Genomic DNA, 25069 nt, shown 5'->3' with positions numbered 1-25069 from the left:
ATCGCCTCTAATTCCAACACCTCAAAAAGGTGTTCCCGCCCCGTCTGACCACGGGGCGGGAACATGAGAGCATCGAACAATAGCAGGACCCGATGGATTTGGCCGGTGTCCCATCGGCGAAGGAGCGTCCCGTTTCCCGCTCAATGCTCCCGCGGCTTAAACCTATTAATCCGGCCGAAATCAGGCGGCTTGCCTCACCCAGCTGGGAAACGGATCAAACAAGTCTTCCCACATGCCGGGCGTAAATTCCTCAGCATCCACAAGACACGCATCAAGTTGCGCCCGCAGATGGACCTCGCTCATCGGGTCAACACCGATGAAGACGATCTCCTGCCGCCGATCACCCCAGATCTTGTGCAGATAAGGCTTCATCGATTGCAGCCACTCCGGATGCTCGGGCCAGCGATTGCGCGGAATGGATGACCACCACAGCCCGCGTTTTTCCGCGCGCACCAGCGCACCGGCCTGGCTGAGTTCACCGACATAATCAGGCCGTGTCGCCAGCCAGAAGAAACCCTTTGATCTGATGACACCCGGCCAGCTCTTGTCGAGAAAAGCATGCAGTTTCTGCGGATCGAACGGACGTCGCTCGCGATAGACGAAGGAGTGGACCCCATATTCCTCGGTCTCCGGCACATGATCGGCAAAGCCGTTCAGTTCCTTGAACCATAGCGGATGTTCCTGCGCCTTGTCGAAATCGAACAGGCCTGTATTGAGCACCGTATCGAGCGGCACTTCGGCAAAATCTGTCTCGATAAGCTTTGCATCAGGGTTAAGCGCGAGGATGATCTTGCGCGCCAGATCACGGTCATAGAGTGATGAATCGGAAATCTTGTTGAGAATGATCACATCGGCAAACTCAATCTGATCCACCAGCAGATCGACCAGTGTCCGGTTATCCGCATCGCCCAGCGACTCGCCACGATCCCGCAGAAAATCCGCCGAGGCATAATCCTTCAAAAGATTGGCCGCATCGACGACCGTCACCATCGTGTCGAGCTTTGCCACATCGGCAAGGCTGCGACCGTTTTCATCGCGAAAGTCAAATGTCGAGGCCACCGGTAGCGGCTCGGAAATGCCCGTGGACTCGATCAGCAGATAGTCAAAGCGGCCCTGCTTGGCCAGTTTCTCCACCTCCTGCAGAAGATCATCGCGCAATGTGCAGCAGATGCAGCCATTGGTCATTTCAACCAGTTGCTCATCCGTACGCGAAAGGTTCGCGCCGCCGTCGCGGATGAGCGCGGCATCGATATTCACCTCGCTCATATCATTGACGATAACGGCAACCCGCCGCCCCTCACGATTGTTGAGAATGTGATTGAGCAGTGTGGTTTTACCGGCGCCCAGAAATCCGGAAAGAACCGTGACTGGCAGGCGTTTGGGATTGGCTGTGTTTTGCATGGCTATTGCCCTTTAAAGAATGGCCTGCCTCCCCGCAGAAAAGCAGGCCAGATGGGATCAATCGTGGACTTCGCCGGAACCACCGACGGCCACGACATTGAAAGGTTTGCCTTCGAGCGCGATTTCACGATCTTTTTCAAATGCAGCCGCTTTGATCACATGCAGACGGCTCTTCAACGGATCGCTGACAATGATGGCATCCCCGGCGACGGCAATGCGCGGGCGTGGCAGGCTCCAGTGGCCATCCATGCTGTAGGGTTCGGTCAGCTTGATCGATTTATCGATCTTGGCCGTTACCACATTCAACCGGTGAAGCTGGCCGTCCTCGGTAAAGATATAGGCAAACTGCGGACGCGAAGAATCCACGGCAAAATGGACGCGGCGCGCCGGAAGTTCGATCCGGCGGAACGGATCGGCATTGCCGGGTTCAACCAGCACCACCGCCTGCGGGCCGAAATTGCCGAGGAAATATTGCAGGCCCTTGCCACCAAGCAGCGTGCTGACTTTTCCATCCGGAAGCGATTTCGAATAGGGCTGATGCTCGATTTCGGGCCCGCCCTCACCCGATTTGACCAGAAGCAACCCGGTCTTGCAGGCGATAGCCAGAATATTGCCTGATGATGCTTCACCGTGCAGATCAGGGCATTCGTGCAGCGAACCGATGGGGAAACCGTCACCGCCGAGAACCTTTATACCCACGGGCAGTTCATCGACAGGCTTTTCCGGGTGTGGCTCAGTCACCAGAACAGTGTTTCCATAGGAAATGGCGACACCATGGTGGGGCGAAGCGAGCTTGATGCTGCGAACGTCATTCTTACCCGCAAGAACATCCTTCTCCTTGACGACCTTGACCACGCCATCACCGTCGAAGAACTGCGCGATGTTGCCGTTGTGATCGACGAAATGCGAAGGACGCTGTCCTTCCAGCTTCAGATCGAGCAGTCTCGGTGCTTCCACTTTGAGATCGCCATGGGCGCCGTGATCTTCCACCGCAATCCCCGTCGACAGGATTGCGACCTCAGCCCCATCCCGCTCAACGGCAAAAATGGTTTTCCCACTATCGGAAAGTGATAGGCCAGCCGGCGCTTTCACCTTGAACGTGTCGATGATTTTGCCGGTCTGCGGGTCTAGCGCGCGAATAGTCGGCTCCGCATGGTCAGAGACAAACAGCCTCCAGGCGGTCTGTTCTTCAGCCTGGGCAGACATTGCAACACAGCCAAATGCCATGGCGAGGGGCAGAACTGTTTTCAGATGGCGTGACATGCTTCTTCCTTTATGCGTCGTGGGAGTCCTGAATACATAATGTAATAACATTACATCAATGCCAACGAAAAAAGCGGCGTCATCCCCGCTTTTTTCAATTCAATTCATCAACTGCCGATAATGGCCTTTTTGAATGCACTGATATTGTGATGCATCATGTCAATATAGGTGCTGGCACCTTCGCCCGGCTCCGACAATGCATCGGAAAACAGCGTACCGCCGACTTTCAGCTTTGTCTCGCTGGCGATCTGCTCGATCAGGCGTGGATTGGTGATGTTTTCCACGAAGATCGCCGAAGCCTTGTCTTCCTTGACCTGCTTGATCAGCGCCACAACATCAGCAGCTGAAGGCTCTGCATCGGTTGAAAGACCCTCCGGAGCAAGGAACTTGAGGCCGTAGGCGTGTTCGAAATAACCAAAGGCGTCATGTGACGTAATGATCAGGCGCTTTGATTCCGGAATGGAAGCAATACCGGCCTTCACATCAACCTCGGTCTGATCCAGCTTCTTCGTATAGTCAGAACCATTTTTCTTGTAGGTGTCGCAGTTCGCCTTGTCCGCATTGCAAAAGGCATCGACGATGTTCTTGACATAGATCTTTGCATTGGCAATCGACTGGAAAGCGTGCGGGTCGAAAGCGCCGTGATCATGGTGATGTTCGGCACCAGCTTCCGCATGGCCCTCTTCTTCCTGTGCCTTCAAAGGCTCAACACCCTTGGTCAGCTCGACAATGGTCGCCTTGGTGCCACTGGCTTCGACCAGACGCGGCAGGAAACCCTCAAAGCCGAGACCATTGACCAGAACCACATCGGCTCCAGCCAGTGCAGCCGCATCCGATGGCTTTGGCTCATACACATGGCTGTCGCCATTCGGACCAACCAGATTGACCAGTGAAATCTTATCGCCACCGACATTCTTGGCGAAATCTTCAATGATGGAAAAGCTGGAAACAACTTTCAGGTTTGCAGCAAACGCTGAAGACGAACCCGCGCCCAGTAATAGTATAACACTCAAAGACGTAGCTAATTGAAGAGCTTTGCGCATGGATAGTCTCCTTGTTGTGATTAAGCGGTTCTGTGGCGGTGCGAGCGCATGCGGCTGTTCAGGACGCCGCGCGAGCCGATGAGGATGGAGACGATATAGATCGCTCCCGAGGAAAGAATAATCGCCGGGCCGGATGGCAGGGCAAAGTGATAGGAAATCAAAAGGCCCGCGACACAGGACGCCATACCGATGAGAATGGCCACGGCGCACATGGGACCAACGCGAACAGTCCAGAAACGCGCTCCTGCGGCAGGCAGCATCATCAGGCCAACCGACAGGAGCGTGCCAAGTGCCTGAAAGCCGCCAACAAGATTAAGCACAACCAGCGCCAGAAAGATGAAATGGACGGGTGTGCCGATGCGGCTGACCGAGCGCAGGAACAGCGGGTCGAGACATTCGGCCACAAGACCACGCCAGAAAATGGCAAGGGTCACGATACTCACACCGCAGATCAGGCTGATAAGGCTCAACGCATCATTGTTGAGCGCAAGGACGGTGCCAAACAACACATGCATCAGATCGACATTCGAGCCGCGCAGCGAAACAATCATCACACCCAGCGCAAGGGATATCAGATAGAAGGCAGCCATGGAGGCATCTTCCTTCTGGATCGTAAAGCGCGAAACTGCTCCGGCTCCCAGCGCCACGATCACACCGGCGATCAGCCCGCCAATGGTCATCGGCACGATCTGTAGCCCGTAGAGCAGAAAGCCGGCAGCGGCGCCCGGCAAAATGGCATGGGACATGGCATCGCCAGTCAGGCTCATACGGCGCAGCATCAGAAACACGCCAACCGGGCATGAACTCAATGACAGGGCAAGTGAGCCCAGCAGCGCGCGCTGCATGAAACTGTATTCGACAAAGGGCGCAATCAGAAAATCATACATTGTCTGGATCATGCCCCATTCACGCGGCCACGGTCATGATCATCATTATGCGCGTGGTGCTTGTGGTCATGCCCATGCGCATGATCGTGACCATGATGATCCACCGGCGACGATGTCTCGTCATCCTCACACCAGGGCGCGCCCTCCGCCCATGCTTCGTGGAATTGCCGCGCATGCAGCAGATTCTCAGGGCGAAGCGTCTCTTTGGAAGCACCCCATGCGATGGGCTTGCGCGCCAGCAGCAGTGTCTCGGGAAAATGTTCCCGCACCAGATCAAGGTCATGCACAACGACCATGATGGTGCGCTTCTCGCCATGCCAGCGCTTGATCAGGGCGATGAGATCGCCGACCGTCTTGGCATCAATGGCGTTGAATGGCTCATCCAGCAGGATCAGGTCTGCATCCTGCACCAGCACCCGGGCAAACAGAGCACGCTGCAACTGCCCGCCCGACAGACTGTCGATAGGGCGCTTTTCAAAGCCCCCCAGCCCGACCCCCATCAGAGCCCTGGAAACCTGCTCCCGATCATCTGATGTAAAGCGGCCAAGCAGGCCGCGCTTGGGCCAAAGCCCGAGCGAAACAAGATCAATGACACGCGCCGGAAAGGACCGGTCAAGTTCCGACTGCTGCGGCAGATAGGCGACCCGGACGCCCTTCTCCACCACAACCGAACCGGACATCGGCTTGAGAACGCCGACAATGCCCTTCATGAGCGTCGACTTGCCCGAACCATTCGCACCAACGACAGCCGTGAGCGAACCGCGCTCAACCACACCATTCAGGTGGTGAACCGCCGGGTGACTGCGATACCCAAGGGTAAGGTCACGAAAGGTCAGGCATTGGTCAGTCATTCTCTATCCGCATACACAGGGGTGCTGAAATTCAACCGGTTGCAACCTTTGGCACCCTTCTTGACGTCTCGATATGTGATGTTATTACATTAGTCAACAATGGCGAATTTGAGAACAGGGGAAATTAATTTATCCACTGGCAGTCAATGAAGTAGTTCCCTATCTTTAAAGACTATAGATTTTTACGAAAAGAGACTTGTTTGCGGCTATTTCACACGATAGCAGCTTGGAAGTCCACGAGGAGACCCAAGGCAATGACGACTGCCCAAGAGCTGACGAAAAACCAGACGCTGGTTTTCAATACATTGTCTCGTGCGGACGGGCCTCTGAGTGCTTATACAATTCTTGACCAGCTGCGCGGCGAGGGTTTCCGTGCGCCGCTCCAGGTTTATCGTGCGCTGGAAAAACTGCTTGACTATGGCATGGTCCATCGCCTTGAAAGCATCAATGCCTTTGTCGCCTGCGCCCATCCACACAGCCATAGCCACAATCACGGCATGATTGCTTTCGCCATTTGCGAGAAATGCGGTCAGGTTTCGGAATTTTCCGACGACGTCATTACCCAGCGTGTCCGGCAATGGACGACGGATAATGCTTTCAAGCCCAGCAAGACAACTATCGAAATTCGCGGCGTCTGCGCCAGTTGCGGCACGGCCTGACCTCCAGAGCCTTTCCGATTGAGATAGAACCGTTCGACCGGAAAGGTTCCTGAATCAAGCTTTGTAGGCGCGCAGAAACATATCGACGCCCGCGGTTACGGTCTTGCGGATTTGTTCCGGTTCGGGTTCCTGCAGCATATGCCCGAACAGACGCCGGCGCAGCAGACCCGAGTGAAAGAGATCGGAAAGCTGATAGGCTGCAATTTCCGTATCATCAATGGCCAGAAACCCCGCGGCGACATGCTTGTCCAGCAGCGCGCGCATAAGCGCCAAGCCTTTTTTCGGACCCTTTTCGTAAAAACTGCAGCTCATGGACGGCATGCGCTCGGCCACGCCGATAACAACCCGCTGCGCCTGAATACCAACATTTGATGTAATCAGCGTCGACAGCGATATGCCAAACTGGATCAGCGCTTCGCGCAGATTGGGATTGGTTTCCAGCGCATGATAAATGCCCTCGAACAGCGCATTCTTGTACTGGTTGCACAGTTCTATGAACAGCTCTTCCTTATTGTCGAAGTAAACATAGATCGTGCCTTTGGAAACACCCGCTTCACGGGTAATGTCGTTCATGCTGGCCGCATCGAAACCCATCTGCGAAAAAACGCGATTGGCCCCATCAAGAATCTGTTGCCGCTTGACCGGGTCCTGTCCTGCCGCCATACGGCCGGGGCGTTCTAAAGTGGTCATGCCTGGGTCAACAACGGATGCCTTGGTAGACGACATATTAGTCACGTTTCCTCATTTTCGATTCTTTTTCGAACCAACCGGTTCGATCCACTTGATATGCACTTAGATTTGCGCTATGTCAACGATCGAACCGATTGGTTCAATCAATTTTCCGAGTGACCATCTCTAGAAAGAGCGTCCCATGTCCGCGCCGAAATCCACCAATGAGGCTGAAATTCGTCAGTTCCCCACATCCGCTCCTGCTTCCAAGGTGGAAGTGCCGGTAACGGATGAAGCCCCGCAACACGATGTTGTGACCGCGGCTCCGGCTCCGACCAAGCCAAAACGCTCTGTAAAGAGCTTTGTGCTTCCTGTCATCATCATTGCCGCAGTTGGCGCCGGTGCATGGTATGGCCATGAATGGTGGACAACAGGCCGCTTCATGGTCTCAACCGATGATGCTTATATTCAGGGCGATATCACGGCCATTGCACCGAAAATCACCGGCTATATCGATACGATCAATGTCGTTGCCAACCAGCGCGTCAAGGCGGGTGATCCATTGGTCACACTTGATAATGGCGATTACACGATTGCCGAAAAGCAGGCAGAAGCCCAGATCGCAACGCAGCGCCTGACGCTTCAGCGCATCGAGGCGCAGACCGAAGCGGCGAAAGCCTCGGTCCAGCAGGTTCAGGCGGGCAAGGTAGCCGCACAGGCTGTCTTGACCAATGCGGAAGCCGCATCCACCCGCGCCAGCCAGCTGCATGCCACACGGTTTGCCTCCCAGTCGCAGCTTGATGATGCAACGGCAGCGCTTGATCAGGCCAAGGCCAATCTCGTTTCCGCCGATGCCCAGATCGCAGCAGCCGTTGCCAATGTCGGCGTACTTGAGGCCCAGTACAAGGAAGCAGAAGGCTCTATCGCCTCGCTGCAGCTTGCCAAGGACAAGGCCGCCCGCGATCTCGGCTTCACGGTGATCCGCGCCCCGCTTGACGGTGTCGTCGGCAACCTTTCCGCCAAGAAGGGCGATCTTGTCAGCCCCGGCCAGCGTCTGGCAGCCCTTGTCCCCGTTGATGCGCTTTATATTGACGCGAACTACAAGGAAACGCAGCTGCGCGACATCGTGCCGGGCGAAAAGGTTCGTGTGCGGGTTGATGCGCTATCAGGCGATACGTTTGAAGGCACGGTTGCCTCGATTGCTCCGGCATCCGGCGCCGTGTTCTCGCTGCTTCCTGCCGAAAACGCCACGGGCAATTTCACCAAGGTTGTCCAGCGCGTACCGGTTCGCATCGCCCTGCCTGCCGACGTTCTGGCAAGCGGCAAATTACAGGCGGGTCTCAGCGTCATCGTTGACGTCGACACACGCACAGCGCCGACCAAGTAAACAAACCCAGCACCGGGCCAAAGATCATGTCGAGCACCACAGCAGGCGGAAAGCCAATGGCACCCGCCGTACCGTCCGACCATATTGATCCGAAAAAAGCCATCGCCTTCGTGGCGATGGTGTTCGGCATGTTCATGGCCATTCTCGACATTCAGATCGTTTCGGCATCCCTTGCGGAAATTCAGGCGGGTCTGAGCGCCAGTTCCGACGAGATTTCGTGGGTTCAGACCTCCTATCTCATCGCCGAAGTTATCATGATCCCGCTGTCAGGATTTCTCGGACGGCTCCTGTCAACGCGGGTTCTCTTCACCGTCTCCGCCGCAGGGTTCACCGCGGCCAGTATCCTCTGCGCCACGGCGACCAACATCGACCAGATGATCGTCTACCGCGCCATTCAGGGCTTTATCGGCGGCGGCATGATCCCCAGCGTATTCGCTGCGGCCTTTACCATCTTCCCGCCATCCAAGCGCTCAATTGTCTCGCCGATCATCGGCCTTGTGGCAACACTAGCCCCGACCATCGGGCCAACAGTCGGCGGCTATCTCAGCCATGCGTTCTCCTGGCATTGGCTGTTCCTCGTCAACGTCATTCCCGGCATTATCGTTGCATTTGCCGCGTGGAACCTCATCGACTTCGACAAGGGCGACAGGTCCCTGTTCAGCAAGTTTGACTGGTGGGGCCTTGCCGGTATGGCAGCCTTCCTTGGCTCGCTTGAATATGTGCTCGAAGAAGGCCCGCGCAATGACTGGTTGCAGGACAATTCGATCTTCTTCTTTGCCATTGTTCTGGTTGTCGGTGCTGTCCTCTTCTTCTATCGGGCCTTTACTGCGGAGGAGCCGATTGTCGATCTGCGCGCTTTCAAGAACCTGAATTTCGCGTTTGGATCGGTGTTTTCATTTATCATGGGCGTTGGCCTTTACGGCCTGACCTATCTCTATCCTGTCTATCTCGGCCGGATCAGGGGATATGATGCGCTGATGATCGGCGAAGCCCTGTTTGTCAGCGGCCTTGCCATGTTCATGACCGCACCGGTCGCCGGTTTCCTGTCCACCCGCATCGACCCGCGCCTGATGATGATGATCGGCTTCCTCGGCTTTGCTGCAGGTACATGGACCATGACGGGTCTGACTGCCGACTGGGATTTCTATGAGTTGCTGGTGCCGCAGATCCTGCGCGGCTGCTCGCTGATGCTGTGCATGGTGCCGATCAACAATCTGGCGCTCGGCACTCTGCCGCTCTCCCGGCTCAAGAACGCATCAGGCCTGTTCAACCTGACCCGTAACCTTGGTGGTGCCGTTGGCCTTGCGGTGATCAACACGGTTCTGACCGATCGCGGCATCCTGCATTATTCGCAGCTTTCGGAAAATGTCCGCTGGGGCAATCCGGAAGCGGAAGATCTGATGGCCAGCATGACCAAGAATTTCCAGTCCCATGGGATTGATGGCCAGACAGCAGCACTTAGCCGGATTTCCGCGATGGTACACCAGCAGGCAACGCTGATGTCGTTTATGGATGTCTTCTATATCCTGACAATGTTGTTTGCCACGCTCGCACTTTTTGCCGTGATGATGCGCAAACCTGTAGCGGCTGGCGGCGGTGGTGGCGGCGGCGGACACTAGGAAGTTTGTTTACGCGGGTTGTTCGCCCGTCAGGCGGCTCGACCAGTCCTCTACCTTGCCACTCGCCAAGCGCCGCTCCGCATAGCGGCGCCATCCATCGGGAAGCCGTTCCAGCGCGGCCATCTGTGCCAGCTCTTCCCGGTTCATGGTATCAATGTAAAGCGTGCGCCATAACCGATGAATGGTCCATTCAGGTGATGTCCGGTCCACGAGCGTGAGCGTATCTTCAGGCGCAACATAGCCGGTTTCAACAACCCGGTAGTACCAGCCTGTCCTGCCCGTCTTCTGGACGCGCATGGACATATCGGCAATGCCAAAACGGCTGTTGAGTTTCCAGCATGGCTGGCGTCCCTGCGAGACTTCAACTCTTGCGCCACCAAGTTGGAAAACATCGCCAAGCGCAACATTTGTCTCATCGAGACCGGTGGTCGATATGTTCTCGCCGAATGCTCCGGCCCCTTCAAGAAGAGATACCGCGCCGATATCCGAGACCCATTTTTCATAATGATCGAAGGGGTAATGGTGTACAGCCTTGTCAACGCCGCCATGGCGTTTCAGATCGCCCTGTGCATCGCCTTCAAGGCCCGTATTGCCCAGCCAGAGCCGTTTCCTGACGGGCTTTTTGGCGATACCGCTTGGCACTTTCTTCTCACCGAGTGGAGCAAGGGTGCCGACAAGGACTTCAATCGTGCAATCTTTGATGGTCATGATGCCCGATTCCGTAGCAGGGTTTGCCAGAAAATGCGACCCTTCTGGCAATGACAACGCGGTGAACAACACGGAAGAATGGTCTTCTCCTGCGCGCGCAAACAACCGGATTCTTGAAAAATAATGTTAGTCCACTAACTGGAATTTCCGCAGTTTGAACCGGCCCTGTGGATGGCAATGTCGCAGGAAATCAAATGCGACATTATTTATTCGGCTAACTGACGCACGCGCCAATCTTTTTGTCGTTATTGGAGCAATTCAACGGCCAACGCAACCGGCACTAGAATTCCGCCCGCTGCGAATTGCTAAGCCGCCAAAAAAATGTTTCACTTCCCGTCACTGCTCAGGGAAAGACGTTCGCGGGCCTGTCATCTAACTGACATGAGAGCCCTATATCGGGAGGCAGGAACGTCGAAAAAAGAGCCAATGACGTTTGTCGCTTAAACAGGGGTGTTAAAATGGTTGCTACAACAAAACGCTTGCTCTCTCTATCCACAGCTCTGCTGTTCGCAAGCACCACGCTTTCGTTCGCGGACGCACCGGCTGAGCTGGTTGCGGCTGCAAAGAAGGAAGGCGCGCTGACCACGATCGCTTTGCCACATGACTGGTGCGGCTATGGTGACATCATTGCCGGCTTCAAGGCAAAGTATGGTTTGACAGTCAACGAACTCAATCCGGATGCCGGCTCGAAAGACGAAGTCGAAGCAATCAAGGCAAACAAGGACAATAAGGGCCCACAGGCTCCTGACGTTATCGACGTCGGTCTTTCCTTCGGCCCCGATGCCAAGGCCGCCGGCCTGACAGCGCCTTACAAGGTTTCCACATGGGATTCGATCCCGGCTGAACTGAAGGATGCCGACGGTCATTGGTACGGCGATTATTACGGCGTTATGTCGCTCGAAGTGAACACCGACATCGTCAAGAATGTTCCCAAGGATTGGGCTGACCTGCTCAAGCCTGAATATGCCAACTCCGTCGCGCTTGCCGGTGATCCGCGCGCTTCGAACCAGGCAATCCTCGCCGTTCAGGCAGCCGGTGCATCAACCGGTGCGAAGCCCGGCGCTGCTGCTGCCGAAGCTGGCCTGAAGTATTTTGCCGACCTCAACAAGGCTGGCAATTTCGTACCGGTTATCGGCAAGTCTGGCACATTGGCCCAGGGCGCAACCCCGATCATCATCAACTGGGATTACAACGCCCTTTCCGGTCGTGACACGCTCAAGGGCAACCCGCCTGTTGAAGTCGTTGTTCCCGCAACTGGCGTTCTCGCCGGTGTTTATGTTCAGGCCATCAGCGCCTATGCACCGCACCCCAATGCAGCCAAGCTCTGGATGGAATATCTCTATTCCGATGAAGGCCAGCTTGGTTATCTCAAGGGCTACTGCCACCCGACCCGTTTCCAGGATCTGGTGAAGAACAACAAGGTGCCAAAGGAGCTGCTCGACAAGCTTCCACCAGCAGCAGCCTATGAAAAGGCATTCTTCCCGACGCTTGATGAACAGGCTGCCGCCAAGGAAGCCATCACCAAGGGCTGGGACAAGGTTGTTGGCGCCAACGTCAAGTAATCTCTGACTATGGGATCCCCGTGGAAACATCCGCGGGGATTCCGTTTTTCAGAGTCCAGCCATTATCGCTGGAATTGACGATTCGTTTGTTCGCTTCGCAATATGGGCGGCAGCGGATATATTGTAGCGAAGAAAGCGGTCTGCAAAGCATATGAGCGCGATTTCAGAAGCAAACACTCCATCTGCCCCCCCTGCCGCCGTCGCTCAGGAGCGCAAGCGACTGTCGCTCGATTGGCTCGGTGTGATGCCGTTCATCATCTTCGCGGTGATGTTTCTGGTTCTGCCGACAATCTATCTTGTGGCTGGCGCGTTTCAGGATGCGCAGGGCAATCTCACCCTTGCCAATATCGGCAACCTTTTTCAGGCGTCCATCATCGATGCCTATGTCATATCGATCAAAATCTCGCTGGCCTCGGCGCTTCTGGGCGCATTGATCGGCTTCTGCATTGCCGCTGCAATCACCTTGGGCGGCCTGCCCGGCTGGATTCGCGCTCCGCTGATGACCTTTTCCGGTGTCGCCTCAAATTTCGCTGGTGTCCCGCTGGCCTACGCCTTCCTGTTTACATTGGGGCGCACTGGCCTTGTTACCTATCTCCTGGTCAACGTTTTCGGCTTCAATCTCTATGCCCATGGCTTCAATCTCCTGAGCTTCTGGGGTCTGACGCTGACCTATCTCTACTTTCAGATTCCCCTGATGGTTCTCATCATCACCCCGGCGCTTGATGGTTTGAAGCGGGAGTGGAAGGAAGCAGCCCTTATTCTCGGCGCCACCAGCCCTCAATATTGGCGCATGGTGGCGTTTCCGATCCTTTGGCCTGCCCTGCTCGGTACTATCCTGCTGCTTTTCGCCAATTCCTTCGGTGCAATTGCAACAGCCTACGCGCTGACAGGATCATCGCTCAGTATCGTTCCTATCGTTCTTTATGCGCAAATCCGCGGCGACGTCCTGCAGGACCCGCAGCTCGGTTATGCGCTGGCTTTCGGCATGATCGTCATCACTGGTATTTCCAACGGCATTTACATCTGGATGCGCGCCCGCAGTGAACGGTGGCTGAAATGAAGAAAAACAACCGTATCTGGTCCTGGCTCGCGCTCGCCTTCGGCATTCTCTACTTTGCTCTGCCATTGATAGGATTGCTTGAATTTTCTCTGCGCATGCGGCGTGGCACCTATTCACTTGATGCCTATTGGGTTGTGCTGGCTGACCCCGGATTTCAGGCAACCTTTGCCTATTCGGTGGTCATGGCCATCGCCACAATCATCGTTGGCGTCGTTCTGGTTGTTCCAACCGCTTATTGGGTGCGTTTGCGGTTGCCCGGCTGGCGGCCATTCATCGAGTTCATAACGCTGCTGCCGCTGGTTATCCCAGCCATCGTTATCGTGTTTGGCTATATCAGGCTCTACAACACCTCATCGATACTGCCACTCACAGGCTCGGCGATGGGAACAAACATCCTTCTCGTTTTCGGTTATACGACGCTGGCCCTGCCCTATATGTACCGCGCTGTCGATACGGGCCTTGGCGCTATCGATATCCGCACCATGACGGAAGCTGCCGAAAGCCTTGGGGCAAGCCGGGTAACGATCATGTCGCGCATCATTCTTCCGAATGTGCTTGTCGCGGTTCTGTCAGGTGCATTTTTGACCTTTGCCATCGTCATTGGTGAATTCACCATGGCGGCACTGCTCAACCGGCCAGCTTTCGGGCCCTTCCTGCAGCTGATGGGTGCTAACCGGGCCTATGAGCCAGCAGCTCTATCCGTCATTTCGTTCGCCATTACCTGGGTCTGTATGGGGCTTATCCAGGTCGTCACCCGTTTCAACAAATCCCTCGCGGCAACAAAGCGATAATCGGGAACCTAGCCAATGTCATTTCTCACCATCAGCCATTTGAAAAAGAGTTTTGGAGCAACCACGGTTGTCCACGATTTCAATCTTGATATCGAGAAGGGTGAGTTCATCTCTTTCCTCGGCCCCAGCGGCTGCGGCAAGACGACGGTTCTGCGCATGGTGGCCGGGTTCGAAACGCCAAGCTCCGGCATCATCAGCATTGGCGGCAAGGACGTCGTCAACCTCAAACCCAATCAGCGCAATATCGGCATGGTGTTTCAGGCCTATGCCCTCTTCCCCAACATGACCGTTGCGCAGAATGTTGCCTTTGGTCTGAAGGTCGCCAAGAAGCCGCAAGGCGAGATCAATGCAACGGTGCATGAGATGCTGTCGCTGATCAAACTCGATCATCTTGCCGAACGCTTCCCCTATCAACTATCAGGCGGTCAGCAGCAGCGTGTTGCGCTCGCCCGCGCTCTTGCCACCAAGCCGCAGGTTCTGCTGCTCGACGAACCACTGTCGGCGCTCGACGCAAAAATCCGCGTTTCCTTGCGCGAAGAAATCCGCGCGATCCAGCGCAAGCTTGGCATCACCACAATTTTCGTCACCCATGATCAGGAAGAAGCCCTGTCGATCTCCGACCGCATCGTCGTCATGTATGAGGGCCGCGCCGAACAGGTCGGCACACCGTTCGAGATTTATAACCAGCCGGCTACCCGCTTTGTCGCTTCCTTCGTTGGCACGCTGAACACACTGGATGCCGTCGTGCGCGATGCGGCAACCGGCGTTATCACTGTTGATGGCCGCGATGTTGAAATTGGACGCCAGCGCCTCAATGGCCACAAGACAGGCGACAAAATTTCGCTTGCCGTGCGTCCGGAAGCCGTCAGTCTTGGTGAAGCAACCGACAAGCGCGAAACAACGCTTGATGGCCGCATCAACAGCGTACACTTCCTCGGCTCAGTCATCCGCATCCGCGCATCGCTTGGTGAAAACATCGTCTCGTTCGATACCTTCAACAATCCAAGCGCCCCACCACCCACACCGGGCGAAGACGTCAAGGTCAGCCTCGCCGCCAAGGATTTGCTGGTTCTGGAGCATTAGGAATTCCAGCAATTGGCACACGGTTCCGGCTGTGCATCTCGCAATGTACACAACCGATTGGTGCTCGGCTAAACGGATGTCATCATGGTTGCAATCGACGTTGTTGAAGCTGTGCCCAATTATCAACTCTGGTGGAAAGCTTGGAACTTGGCCGCCAGAGCGAAATCATTCTGACGCGCAATGGCATGCCCGTTGCCAAACTGGTCCCGTCCCCGGCTCCCACGCGCATTGGGGCAGCACGGCACATTCTTGCCGATCTCAATCTGCCAAAAACTGTCGACGAATTTAATGACGGTGATGAAGATATTGCGGATTTATTCCGCTGAATGCTTGCGTGGCGGAATTGCCATAACCAGCATGACGCCGAGGTTAATAGCAAAGAAAATGCCAAAGGTCTCAAGAGTTTCATCAACCGGCAAACCCGGTTTCCAAGTATAGACGGTAAACCACGCTGGAAACACCAGCGCCTCGAAAAAACGGTACATAAACAGTTTTGGCCAGGACTCGGTATCGGATTTTAAAAAGCTCTTACCACTTCGTCCCAAACCCATCGAGACAGCCACATAGAAACCAGAAGCAAGGGCTTTTATCAGAACAAGACCAACTACTTCACCCTGCAAGTAGGTTATGCCGCCCATAACGACCATGAACGTTAGGCACAGCAGCAGCTTTCCCCATATTGGCGGAATTTTGCGTATCTCGATCATCAGTCTCAATGGACGCTCGGTCCCTTCTTCTCACCAAAAATAATATCGGACGCGTCGACAAAAACTATACGACTCTCGTCGCATATACGGGCGTCACTTTCATGCAAAAGGGCGCCTCACGGCGCCCCTTCACTTGTATTTCCGCGTGGCTTTAATTAGCCCTCAATCGCTTCATCCAGCAGTTTCAGCGCTGCTTTCTTTGTCAGCTTGACCGGATTACCACCCGCTGTTGGATCGACAATCGCCATATCCGCGATCAGCTCTTTCTGCTTCTTGCTCATGCTCAGATCCTTGATCAGACCGGGCAGTGTGTGCGGCACTTTCAGTTCTTTGCGCAGCTTGACGATCGACTTGGCGAAGCCATCAAAGCCGCCCTTGATGCCGATATAGCTGGCGAGCCGTCCAATGCGCTCTTCCACAGCATCGCGGTTGAACGCCAGCACATAGGGCATGAACACCGCATTGGTCATGCCGTGATGGGTGTCATACAGCGCACCGATTGGGTGCGACAGGGAATGGATCGCGCCAAGACCTTTCTGGAAGGCCGTCGCACCCATGGCGGCAGCACTCATCATATGCGCGCGTGCCGTCAAATCCTTGCCATTGGCATAGGCTTTCGGCAGATTTTCGAAAACGAGACGAATGCCCTCAACAGCGATACCGTCGGCCATCGGGTGATAGCCCGGTGCGCAATAGGCTTCGAGACAATGTGCCAGCGCATCCATGCCCGTGCCCGCCGTGATGAAGGCTGGCATGCCAACAGAGAGTTCCGGATCGGCGATAACAATCGCTGGTAGAAGTTTTGGATGGAAGATGACCTTTTTGGTATGCGTCTCTTCATTGGTGATAACACCAGCGCGGCCAACCTCGGAGCCCGTCCCCGCCGTCGTCGGCACCGCAATGATCGGCGCAATCACGTCGCTATTGGCGCGGGTCCACCAGTCACCCACATCCTCAAAATCCCAGACCGGCCGGGTCTGGCCCGCCTGAAAGGCAATAAGCTTGCCAAGGTCAAGCGCCGAACCGCCGCCGAAGGCGATAACGCCGTCATGCTTGCCCTTTTTGAACACGGCAATACCGGCGGTCAGGTTGGATTCAACCGGGTTTGGCTTCACCTCAGAGAAAACGCCATAGGGGATTTTCGCATCATCGAGGATTTTCAGCGTGCTTGCCACCACAGGCAGCTTGGCAAGGCCGGGATCGGTGACGAAAAGCGGCTTCTTGATGCCGGTTGCTTCGAGAACTTCAGGCAGTTCCTTGATGCGGCCCGCACCGAAGCGAACGGTGGTTGGGTAGTTCCATTTGGAAATCAGTTTGCTCATTGTGTGTCTCTTTCAGAAAGTCAGATCGCTTCGCGCAGATGGAAGGATTTTGGCCGGGTCAGATTGCCATAACCGATGGCGGACATGGCACCGCCCTTGCCGGTTTCCTTGACGCCGGTCCACACCAGCGCCGGATCGATATAGTCGCAGCGGTTCATGAAGACTGTACCGGTTTCGATCCTGTCGCCAATATCAGCCGCCCGGTCCGTATCGGTGGTCCACAGCGAAGCCGTCAGGCCGTACTGGCTGTCATTCATCAGCGCCAAAGCTTCCTCATCATTGCGCACCTTCATGATGCCGACGATGGGGCCAAAGCTTTCCTCGCGCATCACACTCATCTGGTGATCGACACCGGTGAGCACTTCGGGCGCAAGATAGGGCGATCCCGCCTTGTCATTGGCAACGCTCATATTGACATGCGCCTTCGCGCCTTTGCGCAAGGCTTCCGCCTTCTGCTCGCGGATCAGTTCAGCAAAACGTGTCTGCGCCATTGGTCCCATAGTCGTTGCCGCATCCAGCGGATTACCGACCACATATTGCTTGGTGAGGTCAATAAAGCCGTCAACAAAACGGTCATAGACATCCGCATGCACATAGATGCGCTCGATACCGCAGCAGCACTGGCCGGAATTGAAGAAAGCACCATCGACCAGATTGGCGACGGCGTGATCGAGATTGACATCCGGCAGCACATAGGCCGGGTCCTTGCCGCCAAGCTCAAGCCCAAGCGTCATGAATGTTCCCGCTGCCGCTTTCTCGATAGCGCGTCCACCACCGACAGAGCCGGTGAAATTGACGTGATCAATGCGGCCCGAACCCAAGAGCTTTTCGGTCTGAGCATGGCCAAGCACGATGTTCTGAAATACGCCTTTCGGCAATCCGGCCTTTTCGAAAGCCTGGGCAAACCGCTCGCCGACCAGCAATGTCTGCGCCGCGTGTTTGAGGATGACCGTGTTGCCAGCCATCAGCGCCGGGATGATCGTGTTGACCGCTGTCAGGTACGGATAGTTCCACGGCGCAATGACCATGACGACGCCAAGCGGCACATGCTTGATGTAGCGGCGAAAGCCCGGCTTGTCGTTTTCGATGATGGGCGCAAGCGCCTGTTCAGCAATCTTGACCATATAGCGCGTGCGCTCTTCAACGCCGCCCTTTTCCCCGCCATAGCGCACGGGACGGCCCATCTGCCATGCGATTTCAGGCACGATCTCGTCGTTCATGGCAAGCAGCGCATCCAGTGCGGCAAGGCAGAGCTGGCCGCGCTCGGCAATGCTCGTTTGCGACCAGCTTACCTGCGCCAGCTTCGCCGCTTCCACGGCGGCCTCAATGGCCTTGTCAGTTGCAACGGGGCGTTCCGCATAAATGGAACCGTCAATGGGGGTGATCAGTTTGACCGTCTCGGTCATGGGGAAACCTCTAGGCTGTGTTTTTTAAAAACTGGACCCGTCCCGCAACGTGCAGCCGCGGGACAGGCTTTTGGTGTGATCTTCAATACCGTTCGAAACCGCGATGCAACTCCCAATCGGTGACACGGCGGTCATATTCGAACTGCTCCCACTTGGCGGTGTGGACATAGTGCTCGACCACATCTTCGCCGAGTGCCGTTTTGAGCATTTTAGATTTCGCCAATGTGTCGGTGGCTTCACGCAAAGTTTTTGGAATTTCGCGTAGTTTCGCCCCGCCGTAAGCATCGCCCTGAAACGGCTTGTCGAGTTCCAGCTTCTCGTCAATACCGGCAAGACCCGATGCGATCAGACCGGCAAAAGCGAGATAGGGATTAAGGTCTGCGCCACCGATACGGCATTCAATACGGATGCCCTTGGTGCCCTCGCCGCACAGGCGGAAGCCTGCCGTCCGGTTATCGAGGCTCCAGACATTTTTCGTCGGCGCGAATGTGCCCGCCTGAAAGCGCTTGTAGGAATTGATATATGGCGCAAGGAAGAAAGTGAAATCATCGGCATATTTCAGCTGACCCGCCACCCATTGGCGCATCAGCGGCGACATGGTGTGTTCGGCATTCTTGTCAAAAAACAATGGCGTCTTGCCATCGGCACTCCACAGGGAGTTGTGGACGTGGCTGGAGCTACCGGCCAGTGAATAATCATATTTGGCCATGAAGGTGATCGCCTTGCCCATCTGGGTGGCGATTTCCTTACAGCCGTTTTTCATGACGACATGGCGATCCGCCATTTCAAGCGCTTCGGCATAGCGCACATTGATTTCTTCCTGACCCGGCCCCCATTCACCCTTGGAATTCTCGACAGGAATACCCGCATCAAACAGACCATTGCGGATGGCGCGCATAACGGCGTCTTCCTTGGTGGTCATCTGGATCACATAATCCTGAATATAGGGCGAAGCAGTGCTCATGCCCTTCCAGTGCTTGGCACGGGCGCTCTCATAGGTCTCGTCAAAGAGATAGAATTCCAGCTCCGACGCGAAATAGGCGAGATAGCCGCGCTCTTTCAGCCGTGCGAGCTGACGTTTCAGGATAGCGCGCGGCGAATGGGCAAGATCCTCGTGGTGGTGATGATCGAGAATATCGCATAGTACCAGCGCGCATTTTTCCAGCCATGGAATATGGCGGATGGTGGAAAGGTCAGGCTTGATGACGAAATCACCATAACCCTGTTTCCAGCTGGCAGCCTTGTAGCCGGGCACCGGCTCCATATCGATATCGTTGGCCAGAAGATAGTTGCAGCCATGGGTCTCGTCATGGGCAGACTCGACAAAGAAGCTCGCATGAAAGCGTTTGCCGATCAGGCGGCCCTGCATATCGACGAAGCAGGCCAGCACCGTGTCTATTTCGCCATTGGTTACGTGGCGCTTTAATTCGTCAAAACTCCAATGTCCGGGCATTATCATCTATCCTCAAGCAGAAATGTGATCAGGGTCAAAAGTCAGGGCAACCGGCGAAAGCCGGTCGCCCCATCTTGCAATCAGCCTCTTTCACCAACAGCCTTTTCGGCAGCAGCGATTTCCGCGGCGCGCTTGGCCACGGCATCGCCAATGGGCGGCCCCTGAAAGCGGCGGCGCTCAAAACCGAACCAGACAATGGCCGTCACGATAAGGAAGCCTACGGTGATGTAGAGCGCCCATTCATTTGGTGGCTGGATGCCAAGAACGAAGATCAAGGCCATGGCAAGGATCGACAGGACGGCGAAGAGTTTGAACAGGCCTTCACCCAGATTCCACGGTCCCATCTTGTTCCACTTCGGTGTGCCCCAGGCAAACAGGCCCAGCGCAATTGGAATTGCGAAGGAGAAGAACAGGAAGATGACCGTGCAGGAAACAACGATCGTATACACAGGCGTATCGCCAATGGTTGCAAGCGAAGAACCCCAGACGAACAGGACCGAAAGCGTTGCCCCGGTCCACGTAGCGGCAACGGGGGTACGGTATTTCGGGCTGACCTTGGAGAGGACGCTCGAAACCGGAAGCCCCTTGTCACGGGCAAAGGCGAAGATCATGCGCGAGACGGACGTTACCGTCGCAAGACCGCACAGGAACTGGCAGATGAAGATCAGGAAGTAGAGAATATCCTTCACCAGCGGATTTGCCCGCTCGTTCATGGCCCAGAAAAACACGTTCCAGCCCTGCGCCGCTGCCGCGTCCATGTTCGGGATCATCAGCACGAAAGAGCAGAGCATGATGTAGCCGAACACCGCCGACCACAGCACTGACGAGATCATGCCGCGTGGTACCGAATGAGCAGCCTTGACGGTTTCTTCCGACGTATGGGCCGAAGCATCATAACCGGTGATCGTATAGATTGGCAGCAACAGGCCAAGCAGGAAGACCCAGCTTTGCGAAAGGCTCGGCCAGACGGAGGCCCCTGTCAATGTGCCGTCTGCGGCCATGGTCGGCTGACCCGAATAGTTCGCAAACGTAAAGAGCCGTGCAAAGTCATAGGTTTCAGCAATGGACAGGCAAACCACGGAAAGAGCAATTGCGGTCACAAAGATCAGATAACCGGAAAAGTCCGTGAGCTTGGCCGTCAGCCCGATGCCCATATGGTTGATAAGCGCCTGAATACCGGTGAGGACGACGAGGAACAGGATACGCACTGTTGTCGTATCTTCCATGCCGAGATAGCCACCGAACGCGCCGAAGAAGAAGTAATAAGTGCCGACATTGATGGCACCCAGAACCGTGATCAGACCGAGCAGGTTGAACCATGCGGTCAGCCAGCCCGTGCCGCGATTTCCGAGGATTGAACCCCAGTGATAAAGCCCGCCCGCTGTCGGATAGGCCGAGCTGATCTGCGCCATGGCAATGGCAAAAACCGCAGAGACAAGGCAGCCGAGCGGCCAGCCGATGCCGATTGCGGCACCACCGGCGCCGGAGGTTGCCTGCGCCAGCGAATTGATGCCGCCGGACAGGATGCAGATGATCGAAAATGAAATGGCAAAGTTCGAGAAACGGCTCATGCGCCGTTCCAGTTCCTGGGCATATCCCATGCCGTGGAGGACTTTGGTGTCCTCCGACTTATCAACATCCGTATAATCTTGGTGTGTCATCGTACTCACGTTCCCCGTTATTTTTGAGAGATTTCTAACGTCAGATACCAGTCGTTCAGCGTGTGTTTGCCGCCTTCCCCGTTATGGAAAGCGGCCCTTGGGCAATTTCCTTCAAAAGGACCGAGAGTATCCCGGCCCATGTTTTTTCTTCTTTTGTATTAGTGATGAGATCGTTGCGGATCTCGATCATGACAGCCGCAAGTCCATGCGCGGAGGCATGCCGTTCCAGCGTGTAATAGACCCGGTCAGCGGGCGAATAGGGCTCGTTGATACCGACGCAAAACTGATCCAGTGCCTGCAAGCCCGCAATCAGCGGCGCGGCGACCTGATCATATTCGTCATGGATGATGCCGATGTGCCAGGGGCGTTCGACACCGCGATAGACAGGCGTGAACGAATGCACCGCCACATAAACAGGCGCAGGAAAACCCTTCGCCGCACGGGCTTTTGCCAGTTGTTCAATCGCCTCATGATAGGGCTGATGCGATAGCGCTATGCGCCGCTGCTTTTCCGCCCCATCCAGCCCGACATTATCGGGGACGCTGGTGAGTTCACTGGTAGCCGGGATCAGGTCAGGAGCCTCAAGCGGCCTGTTGCAATCAATGATCAGCCGCGACACGCGCGATTCAACCAGCGGCGCATCAAGCAGCGCGCTCATTGCCTGACTGACACCCAGCGCACCCGGGTCCCAGGCTATATGCTTTTGCAGATCATCCGGCTGAAGGCCGAGACGGCCATAGGGCGCAGGGATATGATTGGATGCATGATCGCAGAGAATGACAAACGGCGAGCCGCCATCGGGGTTGGACACCCGAACCGGCTCCCAGACACTTTGCTTGGCCTGCGATAATCCCATTTTGCCCTCTTCGGCAATTTGTACTTTACATTACATTTTGTATTTTTATTTCCACTCTCGTATGATTTGATACATAAGTCACAAAATTGTCAAATGCGAAAATCGCGATTCTGAACTCTGTTCGAAAGAAGTTTGATGGGGACCAGCATTTCCGAACTGATCAGCGAGAAAATCGATGCCATGTCGGCCTCGGAACGCAAGGCCGCGCAGACACTCATTGCCAACTACCCGCTGATCGGGCTGCGCACAGTGGCGGAGTTCTCGGCTCAGGCCGGTGTGAGTTCACCGACGATCCTGCGTTTCGTCTCACGCCTCGGCTTCCAGAGTTACCCCGAGTTTCAGCAGGCACTGCAACAGGAACTGGCGGCGCAGATCCAGTCGCCGCTCAATCGCACGACAATCGTTCAATCATCAAGGGAAGGCGCTGCCTACCCGCTGATGGAAGCAGCGATCGAGAACATCCGTGAAACGTTTCATCACCTCTCCACCCAGCAATTGGATGATGTCACGGATGCGCTCAGCCGTCCCCGCACCCATGTCTATCTGCTTGGCGGGCGCTTCACCGATCCCATCGCCATCTACATGGCGGCACATCTGAAAATCATCCGCTCCGGCGTCACCCATCTTACGGGACAGGAAAGCAACTGGCGCGATCAGCTGATCGACATGGGCAAGAAGGATGTGCTCGTTATCTTCGACATCAGGCGCTATCAGGACAGCCTTATCCGCTTTGCCGAGAAGGCACAGGCACGCGGCGTGGAAATCGTTTTGATCACCGATCAATGGCTCTCGCCCATCGCCCGCTTTGCCCGCCATGTCATTGCGGGACGCACGGCAGTGCCCTCGCCATGGGACTCATCCACCACGCTTTTTCTGATGGCCGAAACGCTGATTGCCGGGGTGACGCAGAAGCTGCAAAACAGCAGCGCCGAGCGCATCCGCGACATGGAACAGTTGCGTGATGGCTGAGATTGTCATTGCTCGAACAGCACATTGATATACAAATGTTCACCCGGGCCGGGGCTAACCCCAAGCGCCCGCGTTCGAATCGAATAAAGCAAGGACATAATCATGCAGCAAGCTGACATTGGATTGATCGGCCTTGGCGTCATGGGTGCCAATCTGGCGCTCAACATCGCCGAAAACGGCTATCGCGTCGCGGTTTTCAACAGAACAGTCGAAAAGACCCATGCCTTCCATCAGGAAGCAGGCGCGCTCAAAGACAAGATCATTCCTTGCGAAACGCTGGAGGAACTCGCCAGGAACATCCGCGCACCACGCCCGATCATCCTGATGGTGAAAGCTGGCGACGCCGTTGATGAACAGATCGCCGCGCTAAAACCGTTCCTTGCCAAGGAAGACATTATTATCGATGCGGGCAATGCCAACTTCCACGATACCGTCCGCCGCCTGAAGGAACTCGGTGCCAACGATCCGACTTTCGTCGGCATGGGTGTATCCGGCGGTGAAGAAGGCGCACGCCACGGCCCGTCCATCATGGTTGGCGGCACGCCGGAATCCTATGCGCGCATCGAGCCTGTCCTGACAGCAATCTCGGCAAAATATGAAGGGGAATCCTGCTCGGCCCTGCTCGGTCCCGATGGCGCCGGTCATTTCGTCAAGACGATCCACAATGGCATTGAATATGCCGACATGCAGATGATTGCCGAAATCTACGGCATTTTGCGCGATGGCCTCGGCCTTGCACCTGCCGAGATCGGCAAGATTTTCGACAAGTGGAACAAAGGCCCGCTCAATTCATACCTGATCGAGATTACCGCAAAAGTTCTTGCCGCTACCGATACGGAAACCGGCAAACCAGCCGTCGAAATCATCGTCGACAGCGCGGGCCAGAAGGGCACCGGCCGCTGGGCGGCCATTGAGGCGCAAATGCTCGGCATTCCCGCTACCGGCATTGAAGCAGCCGTTGCTGCCCGCTCCATTTCCGCCCTTGGCGGCGAACGCGCCAAGGCGGCAAAAGCCTATGCATCGCTCGGCACACCAAAGCTCTCCGGCACCGGCCAGTCCTTTATCGACGCACTGGAACAGGGCCTGCTCGCGGGCAAAATCGCCGCCTATGCGCAGGGTTTTGCCGTGATGTCCGGTGCTTCGGCAGAGCATGGCTGGAATATCCCGCTCGATACCACAGCCAAAATCTGGCGCGCGGGCTGCATTATCCGCTCACAATTCCTTGATGAAATCGCCTCGGCCTTCGCCGGTGGCGGACAGGACAATCTGCTGCTCGCCCCTTCCTTCGTCGAACGCATGAAAACCGCATCTGGCGCCCTGCGCGATGTGGTGGCAAAAGCAGCCCTTGCCGGTCTGCCAACCCCGGCACTCGCCGCGGCTCTCAGCTATTTCGATGGCTACCGACAGGCACGCGGCACGGCCAACCTCATTCAGGCCCAGCGAGACTTTTTTGGCGCCCATGGTTTCAAACGCGTGGACAAGGATGGTGATTTCCACGGCCCATGGTCTGATGTTGGGTGAAAGAGATGGGTTAGGCCACCTCTGAAACAGAGGTGGCCTTAGATTTTGTGCGTGGTTCGTGGTTCGTGGTTCGTGGTTCGACAAGCTCACCATGAGGGAGAGTGTGGATGCAAGGCTAATCGCCAACGTTGCAGAATGTAGTTCCTCGCAATCCCCCTCTCCGTCATCCTCGGGCTTGACCCGAGGACCCA

Annotated in this window: 23 protein-coding genes; 10 read left to right on the top strand and 13 right to left on the bottom strand. The window is 55.8% G+C overall.

The window, feature by feature from the left end; all coding sequences use genetic code 11:
* Positions 1-180: 180 nt before the first annotated feature.
* The 5 genes from zigA to aztA form a co-directional block, all read right to left on the bottom strand.
* Complete coding sequence (gene zigA, locus FHW17_RS06475; protein ID WP_182509455.1) at positions 181-1401, bottom strand: zinc metallochaperone GTPase ZigA; 1221 nt, start codon at positions 1399-1401, stop codon at positions 181-183.
* Between the two features lie 57 nt (positions 1402-1458).
* Complete coding sequence (locus tag FHW17_RS06470; protein WP_182509454.1) at positions 1459-2664, bottom strand: metallochaperone AztD; 1206 nt, start codon at positions 2662-2664, stop codon at positions 1459-1461.
* Between the two features lie 107 nt (positions 2665-2771).
* On the bottom strand, positions 2772-3707 hold the full coding sequence (gene aztC, locus FHW17_RS06465; protein WP_112530233.1) for a zinc ABC transporter substrate-binding protein AztC: 936 nt from the start codon (positions 3705-3707) through the stop codon (positions 2772-2774).
* A gap of 20 nt (positions 3708-3727) precedes the next feature.
* Complete coding sequence (gene aztB, locus FHW17_RS06460) at positions 3728-4594, bottom strand: zinc ABC transporter permease AztB (RefSeq protein ID WP_112530283.1); 867 nt, start codon at positions 4592-4594, stop codon at positions 3728-3730.
* Between the two features lie 8 nt (positions 4595-4602).
* On the bottom strand, positions 4603-5445 hold the full coding sequence (gene aztA / locus FHW17_RS06455) for a zinc ABC transporter ATP-binding protein AztA (RefSeq protein WP_182509453.1): 843 nt from the start codon (positions 5443-5445) through the stop codon (positions 4603-4605).
* Positions 5446-5699: 254 nt separating this feature from the next.
* On the opposite strand from aztA, the gene FHW17_RS06450 reads away from it, so the two are divergent.
* Positions 5700-6104, top strand: a complete 405-nt coding sequence (locus FHW17_RS06450; protein WP_182509452.1) for a Fur family transcriptional regulator — start codon at positions 5700-5702, stop codon at positions 6102-6104.
* A 54-nt stretch (positions 6105-6158) separates the two neighbouring features.
* Here FHW17_RS06450 and FHW17_RS06445 read toward each other — a convergent pair whose 3' ends face one another.
* Positions 6159-6794: a TetR/AcrR family transcriptional regulator gene (locus tag FHW17_RS06445; RefSeq protein ID WP_227987884.1), complete on the bottom strand. Its 636-nt coding sequence runs from the start codon at positions 6792-6794 to the stop codon at positions 6159-6161.
* 181 nt (positions 6795-6975) lie between these two features.
* Here FHW17_RS06445 and FHW17_RS06440 point away from each other — a divergent pair, with 181 nt between their 5' ends.
* Both FHW17_RS06440 and FHW17_RS06435 read left to right on the top strand, forming a co-directional pair.
* Positions 6976-8160 carry an HlyD family secretion protein gene (locus FHW17_RS06440; protein ID WP_091878171.1) on the top strand — a complete coding sequence of 395 codons (1185 nt, stop codon included), beginning with the start codon at positions 6976-6978 and terminating at the stop codon, positions 8158-8160.
* Between the two features lie 26 nt (positions 8161-8186).
* A complete protein-coding gene (locus FHW17_RS06435; RefSeq protein WP_182509451.1) occupies positions 8187-9779 on the top strand; it encodes a DHA2 family efflux MFS transporter permease subunit in 1593 nt (530 codons plus the stop codon).
* A 9-nt stretch (positions 9780-9788) separates the two neighbouring features.
* Here the strand turns inward: FHW17_RS06435 and FHW17_RS06430 are convergent, their stop codons facing one another.
* Complete coding sequence (locus FHW17_RS06430) at positions 9789-10487, bottom strand: MOSC domain-containing protein (protein ID WP_182509450.1); 699 nt, start codon at positions 10485-10487, stop codon at positions 9789-9791.
* A gap of 458 nt (positions 10488-10945) precedes the next feature.
* Between FHW17_RS06430 and FHW17_RS06425 the strand changes: the two genes are divergently transcribed.
* The 5 genes from FHW17_RS06425 (at position 10946) to FHW17_RS06405 (ending at position 15309) form a co-directional block, all read left to right on the top strand.
* Positions 10946-12049, top strand: a complete 1104-nt coding sequence (locus tag FHW17_RS06425; protein WP_112530221.1) for an ABC transporter substrate-binding protein — start codon at positions 10946-10948, stop codon at positions 12047-12049.
* A gap of 151 nt (positions 12050-12200) precedes the next feature.
* Positions 12201-13109 carry an ABC transporter permease subunit gene (locus tag FHW17_RS06420; protein WP_182509449.1) on the top strand — a complete coding sequence of 303 codons (909 nt, stop codon included), beginning with the start codon at positions 12201-12203 and terminating at the stop codon, positions 13107-13109.
* A complete protein-coding gene (locus FHW17_RS06415) occupies positions 13106-13900 on the top strand; it encodes an ABC transporter permease (RefSeq protein ID WP_113095584.1) in 795 nt (264 codons plus the stop codon). Before FHW17_RS06420 ends, FHW17_RS06415 begins: the two co-directional genes overlap by 4 nt.
* A gap of 15 nt (positions 13901-13915) precedes the next feature.
* A complete protein-coding gene (locus FHW17_RS06410) occupies positions 13916-14983 on the top strand; it encodes an ABC transporter ATP-binding protein (protein ID WP_112530215.1) in 1068 nt (355 codons plus the stop codon).
* Positions 14984-15123: 140 nt separating this feature from the next.
* On the top strand, positions 15124-15309 hold the full coding sequence (locus FHW17_RS06405; RefSeq protein WP_210275824.1) for a hypothetical protein: 186 nt from the start codon (positions 15124-15126) through the stop codon (positions 15307-15309).
* On the opposite strand, the gene FHW17_RS06400 is transcribed toward FHW17_RS06405, so the two are convergent.
* From FHW17_RS06400 to FHW17_RS06375, 6 genes are all read right to left on the bottom strand, one after another.
* Positions 15298-15690 (bottom strand): hypothetical protein, encoded by a 393-nt coding sequence (locus FHW17_RS06400; protein WP_112530211.1) that lies wholly within the window; start codon positions 15688-15690, stop codon positions 15298-15300. The genes FHW17_RS06405 and FHW17_RS06400 overlap by 12 nt on opposite strands.
* A gap of 155 nt (positions 15691-15845) precedes the next feature.
* Positions 15846-17012: an iron-containing alcohol dehydrogenase gene (locus FHW17_RS06395; protein WP_182509448.1), complete on the bottom strand. Its 1167-nt coding sequence runs from the start codon at positions 17010-17012 to the stop codon at positions 15846-15848.
* A 20-nt stretch (positions 17013-17032) separates the two neighbouring features.
* The gene (locus FHW17_RS06390) at positions 17033-18418 is read right to left on the bottom strand and encodes an aldehyde dehydrogenase family protein (protein WP_182509447.1); all 1386 of its coding nucleotides are present in this window, start codon (positions 18416-18418) and stop codon (positions 17033-17035) included.
* A gap of 82 nt (positions 18419-18500) precedes the next feature.
* Positions 18501-19871: a glutamine synthetase family protein gene (locus tag FHW17_RS06385; RefSeq protein WP_091878191.1), complete on the bottom strand. Its 1371-nt coding sequence runs from the start codon at positions 19869-19871 to the stop codon at positions 18501-18503.
* 80 nt (positions 19872-19951) lie between these two features.
* Positions 19952-21532 carry an amino acid permease gene (locus tag FHW17_RS06380; RefSeq protein WP_182509446.1) on the bottom strand — a complete coding sequence of 527 codons (1581 nt, stop codon included), beginning with the start codon at positions 21530-21532 and terminating at the stop codon, positions 19952-19954.
* A gap of 55 nt (positions 21533-21587) precedes the next feature.
* The gene (locus FHW17_RS06375) at positions 21588-22388 is read right to left on the bottom strand and encodes an N-formylglutamate amidohydrolase (protein ID WP_182509445.1); all 801 of its coding nucleotides are present in this window, start codon (positions 22386-22388) and stop codon (positions 21588-21590) included.
* A 135-nt stretch (positions 22389-22523) separates the two neighbouring features.
* Here FHW17_RS06375 and FHW17_RS06370 point away from each other — a divergent pair, with 135 nt between their 5' ends.
* Positions 22524-23357 carry a MurR/RpiR family transcriptional regulator gene (locus FHW17_RS06370; protein ID WP_112530200.1) on the top strand — a complete coding sequence of 278 codons (834 nt, stop codon included), beginning with the start codon at positions 22524-22526 and terminating at the stop codon, positions 23355-23357.
* A 102-nt stretch (positions 23358-23459) separates the two neighbouring features.
* A complete protein-coding gene (gndA, locus tag FHW17_RS06365; protein ID WP_182509444.1) occupies positions 23460-24878 on the top strand; it encodes an NADP-dependent phosphogluconate dehydrogenase in 1419 nt (472 codons plus the stop codon).
* Positions 24879-25069: the final 191 nt, after the last annotated feature.

The sequence above is a fragment of the Phyllobacterium sp. P30BS-XVII genome (genome assembly GCF_014138335.1).
Classification (GTDB): domain Bacteria; phylum Pseudomonadota; class Alphaproteobacteria; order Rhizobiales; family Rhizobiaceae; genus Phyllobacterium; species Phyllobacterium meliloti.
This window is presented reverse-complemented; position numbering and strand designations above follow the sequence as displayed.

Excerpts from the sequence above, each read along its gene's own strand:
- zigA (WP_182509455.1), bottom strand. The coding sequence starts at position 1,401 with ATGCAAAACACAGCCAATCCCAAACGCCTGCCAGTCACGGTTCTTTCC.
- FHW17_RS06470 (WP_182509454.1), bottom strand. The coding sequence starts at position 2,664 with ATGTCACGCCATCTGAAAACAGTTCTGCCCCTCGCCATGGCATTTGGC.
- aztC (WP_112530233.1), bottom strand. The coding sequence starts at position 3,707 with ATGCGCAAAGCTCTTCAATTAGCTACGTCTTTGAGTGTTATACTATTA.
- aztB (WP_112530283.1), bottom strand. The coding sequence starts at position 4,594 with ATGTATGATTTTCTGATTGCGCCCTTTGTCGAATACAGTTTCATGCAG.
- aztA (WP_182509453.1), bottom strand. The coding sequence starts at position 5,445 with ATGACTGACCAATGCCTGACCTTTCGTGACCTTACCCTTGGGTATCGC.
- FHW17_RS06450 (WP_182509452.1), top strand. The coding sequence starts at position 5,700 with ATGACGACTGCCCAAGAGCTGACGAAAAACCAGACGCTGGTTTTCAAT.
- FHW17_RS06445 (WP_227987884.1), bottom strand. The coding sequence starts at position 6,794 with ATGACCACTTTAGAACGCCCCGGCCGTATGGCGGCAGGACAGGACCCG.
- FHW17_RS06440 (WP_091878171.1), top strand. The coding sequence starts at position 6,976 with ATGTCCGCGCCGAAATCCACCAATGAGGCTGAAATTCGTCAGTTCCCC.
- FHW17_RS06435 (WP_182509451.1), top strand. The coding sequence starts at position 8,187 with ATGTCGAGCACCACAGCAGGCGGAAAGCCAATGGCACCCGCCGTACCG.
- FHW17_RS06430 (WP_182509450.1), bottom strand. The coding sequence starts at position 10,487 with ATGACCATCAAAGATTGCACGATTGAAGTCCTTGTCGGCACCCTTGCT.
- FHW17_RS06425 (WP_112530221.1), top strand. The coding sequence starts at position 10,946 with ATGGTTGCTACAACAAAACGCTTGCTCTCTCTATCCACAGCTCTGCTG.
- FHW17_RS06420 (WP_182509449.1), top strand. The coding sequence starts at position 12,201 with ATGAGCGCGATTTCAGAAGCAAACACTCCATCTGCCCCCCCTGCCGCC.
- FHW17_RS06415 (WP_113095584.1), top strand. The coding sequence starts at position 13,106 with ATGAAGAAAAACAACCGTATCTGGTCCTGGCTCGCGCTCGCCTTCGGC.
- FHW17_RS06410 (WP_112530215.1), top strand. The coding sequence starts at position 13,916 with ATGTCATTTCTCACCATCAGCCATTTGAAAAAGAGTTTTGGAGCAACC.
- FHW17_RS06400 (WP_112530211.1), bottom strand. The coding sequence starts at position 15,690 with ATGATCGAGATACGCAAAATTCCGCCAATATGGGGAAAGCTGCTGCTG.
- FHW17_RS06395 (WP_182509448.1), bottom strand. The coding sequence starts at position 17,012 with ATGAGCAAACTGATTTCCAAATGGAACTACCCAACCACCGTTCGCTTC.
- FHW17_RS06390 (WP_182509447.1), bottom strand. The coding sequence starts at position 18,418 with ATGACCGAGACGGTCAAACTGATCACCCCCATTGACGGTTCCATTTAT.
- FHW17_RS06385 (WP_091878191.1), bottom strand. The coding sequence starts at position 19,871 with ATGCCCGGACATTGGAGTTTTGACGAATTAAAGCGCCACGTAACCAAT.
- FHW17_RS06380 (WP_182509446.1), bottom strand. The coding sequence starts at position 21,532 with ATGACACACCAAGATTATACGGATGTTGATAAGTCGGAGGACACCAAA.
- FHW17_RS06375 (WP_182509445.1), bottom strand. The coding sequence starts at position 22,388 with ATGGGATTATCGCAGGCCAAGCAAAGTGTCTGGGAGCCGGTTCGGGTG.
- FHW17_RS06370 (WP_112530200.1), top strand. The coding sequence starts at position 22,524 with ATGGGGACCAGCATTTCCGAACTGATCAGCGAGAAAATCGATGCCATG.
- gndA (WP_182509444.1), top strand. The coding sequence starts at position 23,460 with ATGCAGCAAGCTGACATTGGATTGATCGGCCTTGGCGTCATGGGTGCC.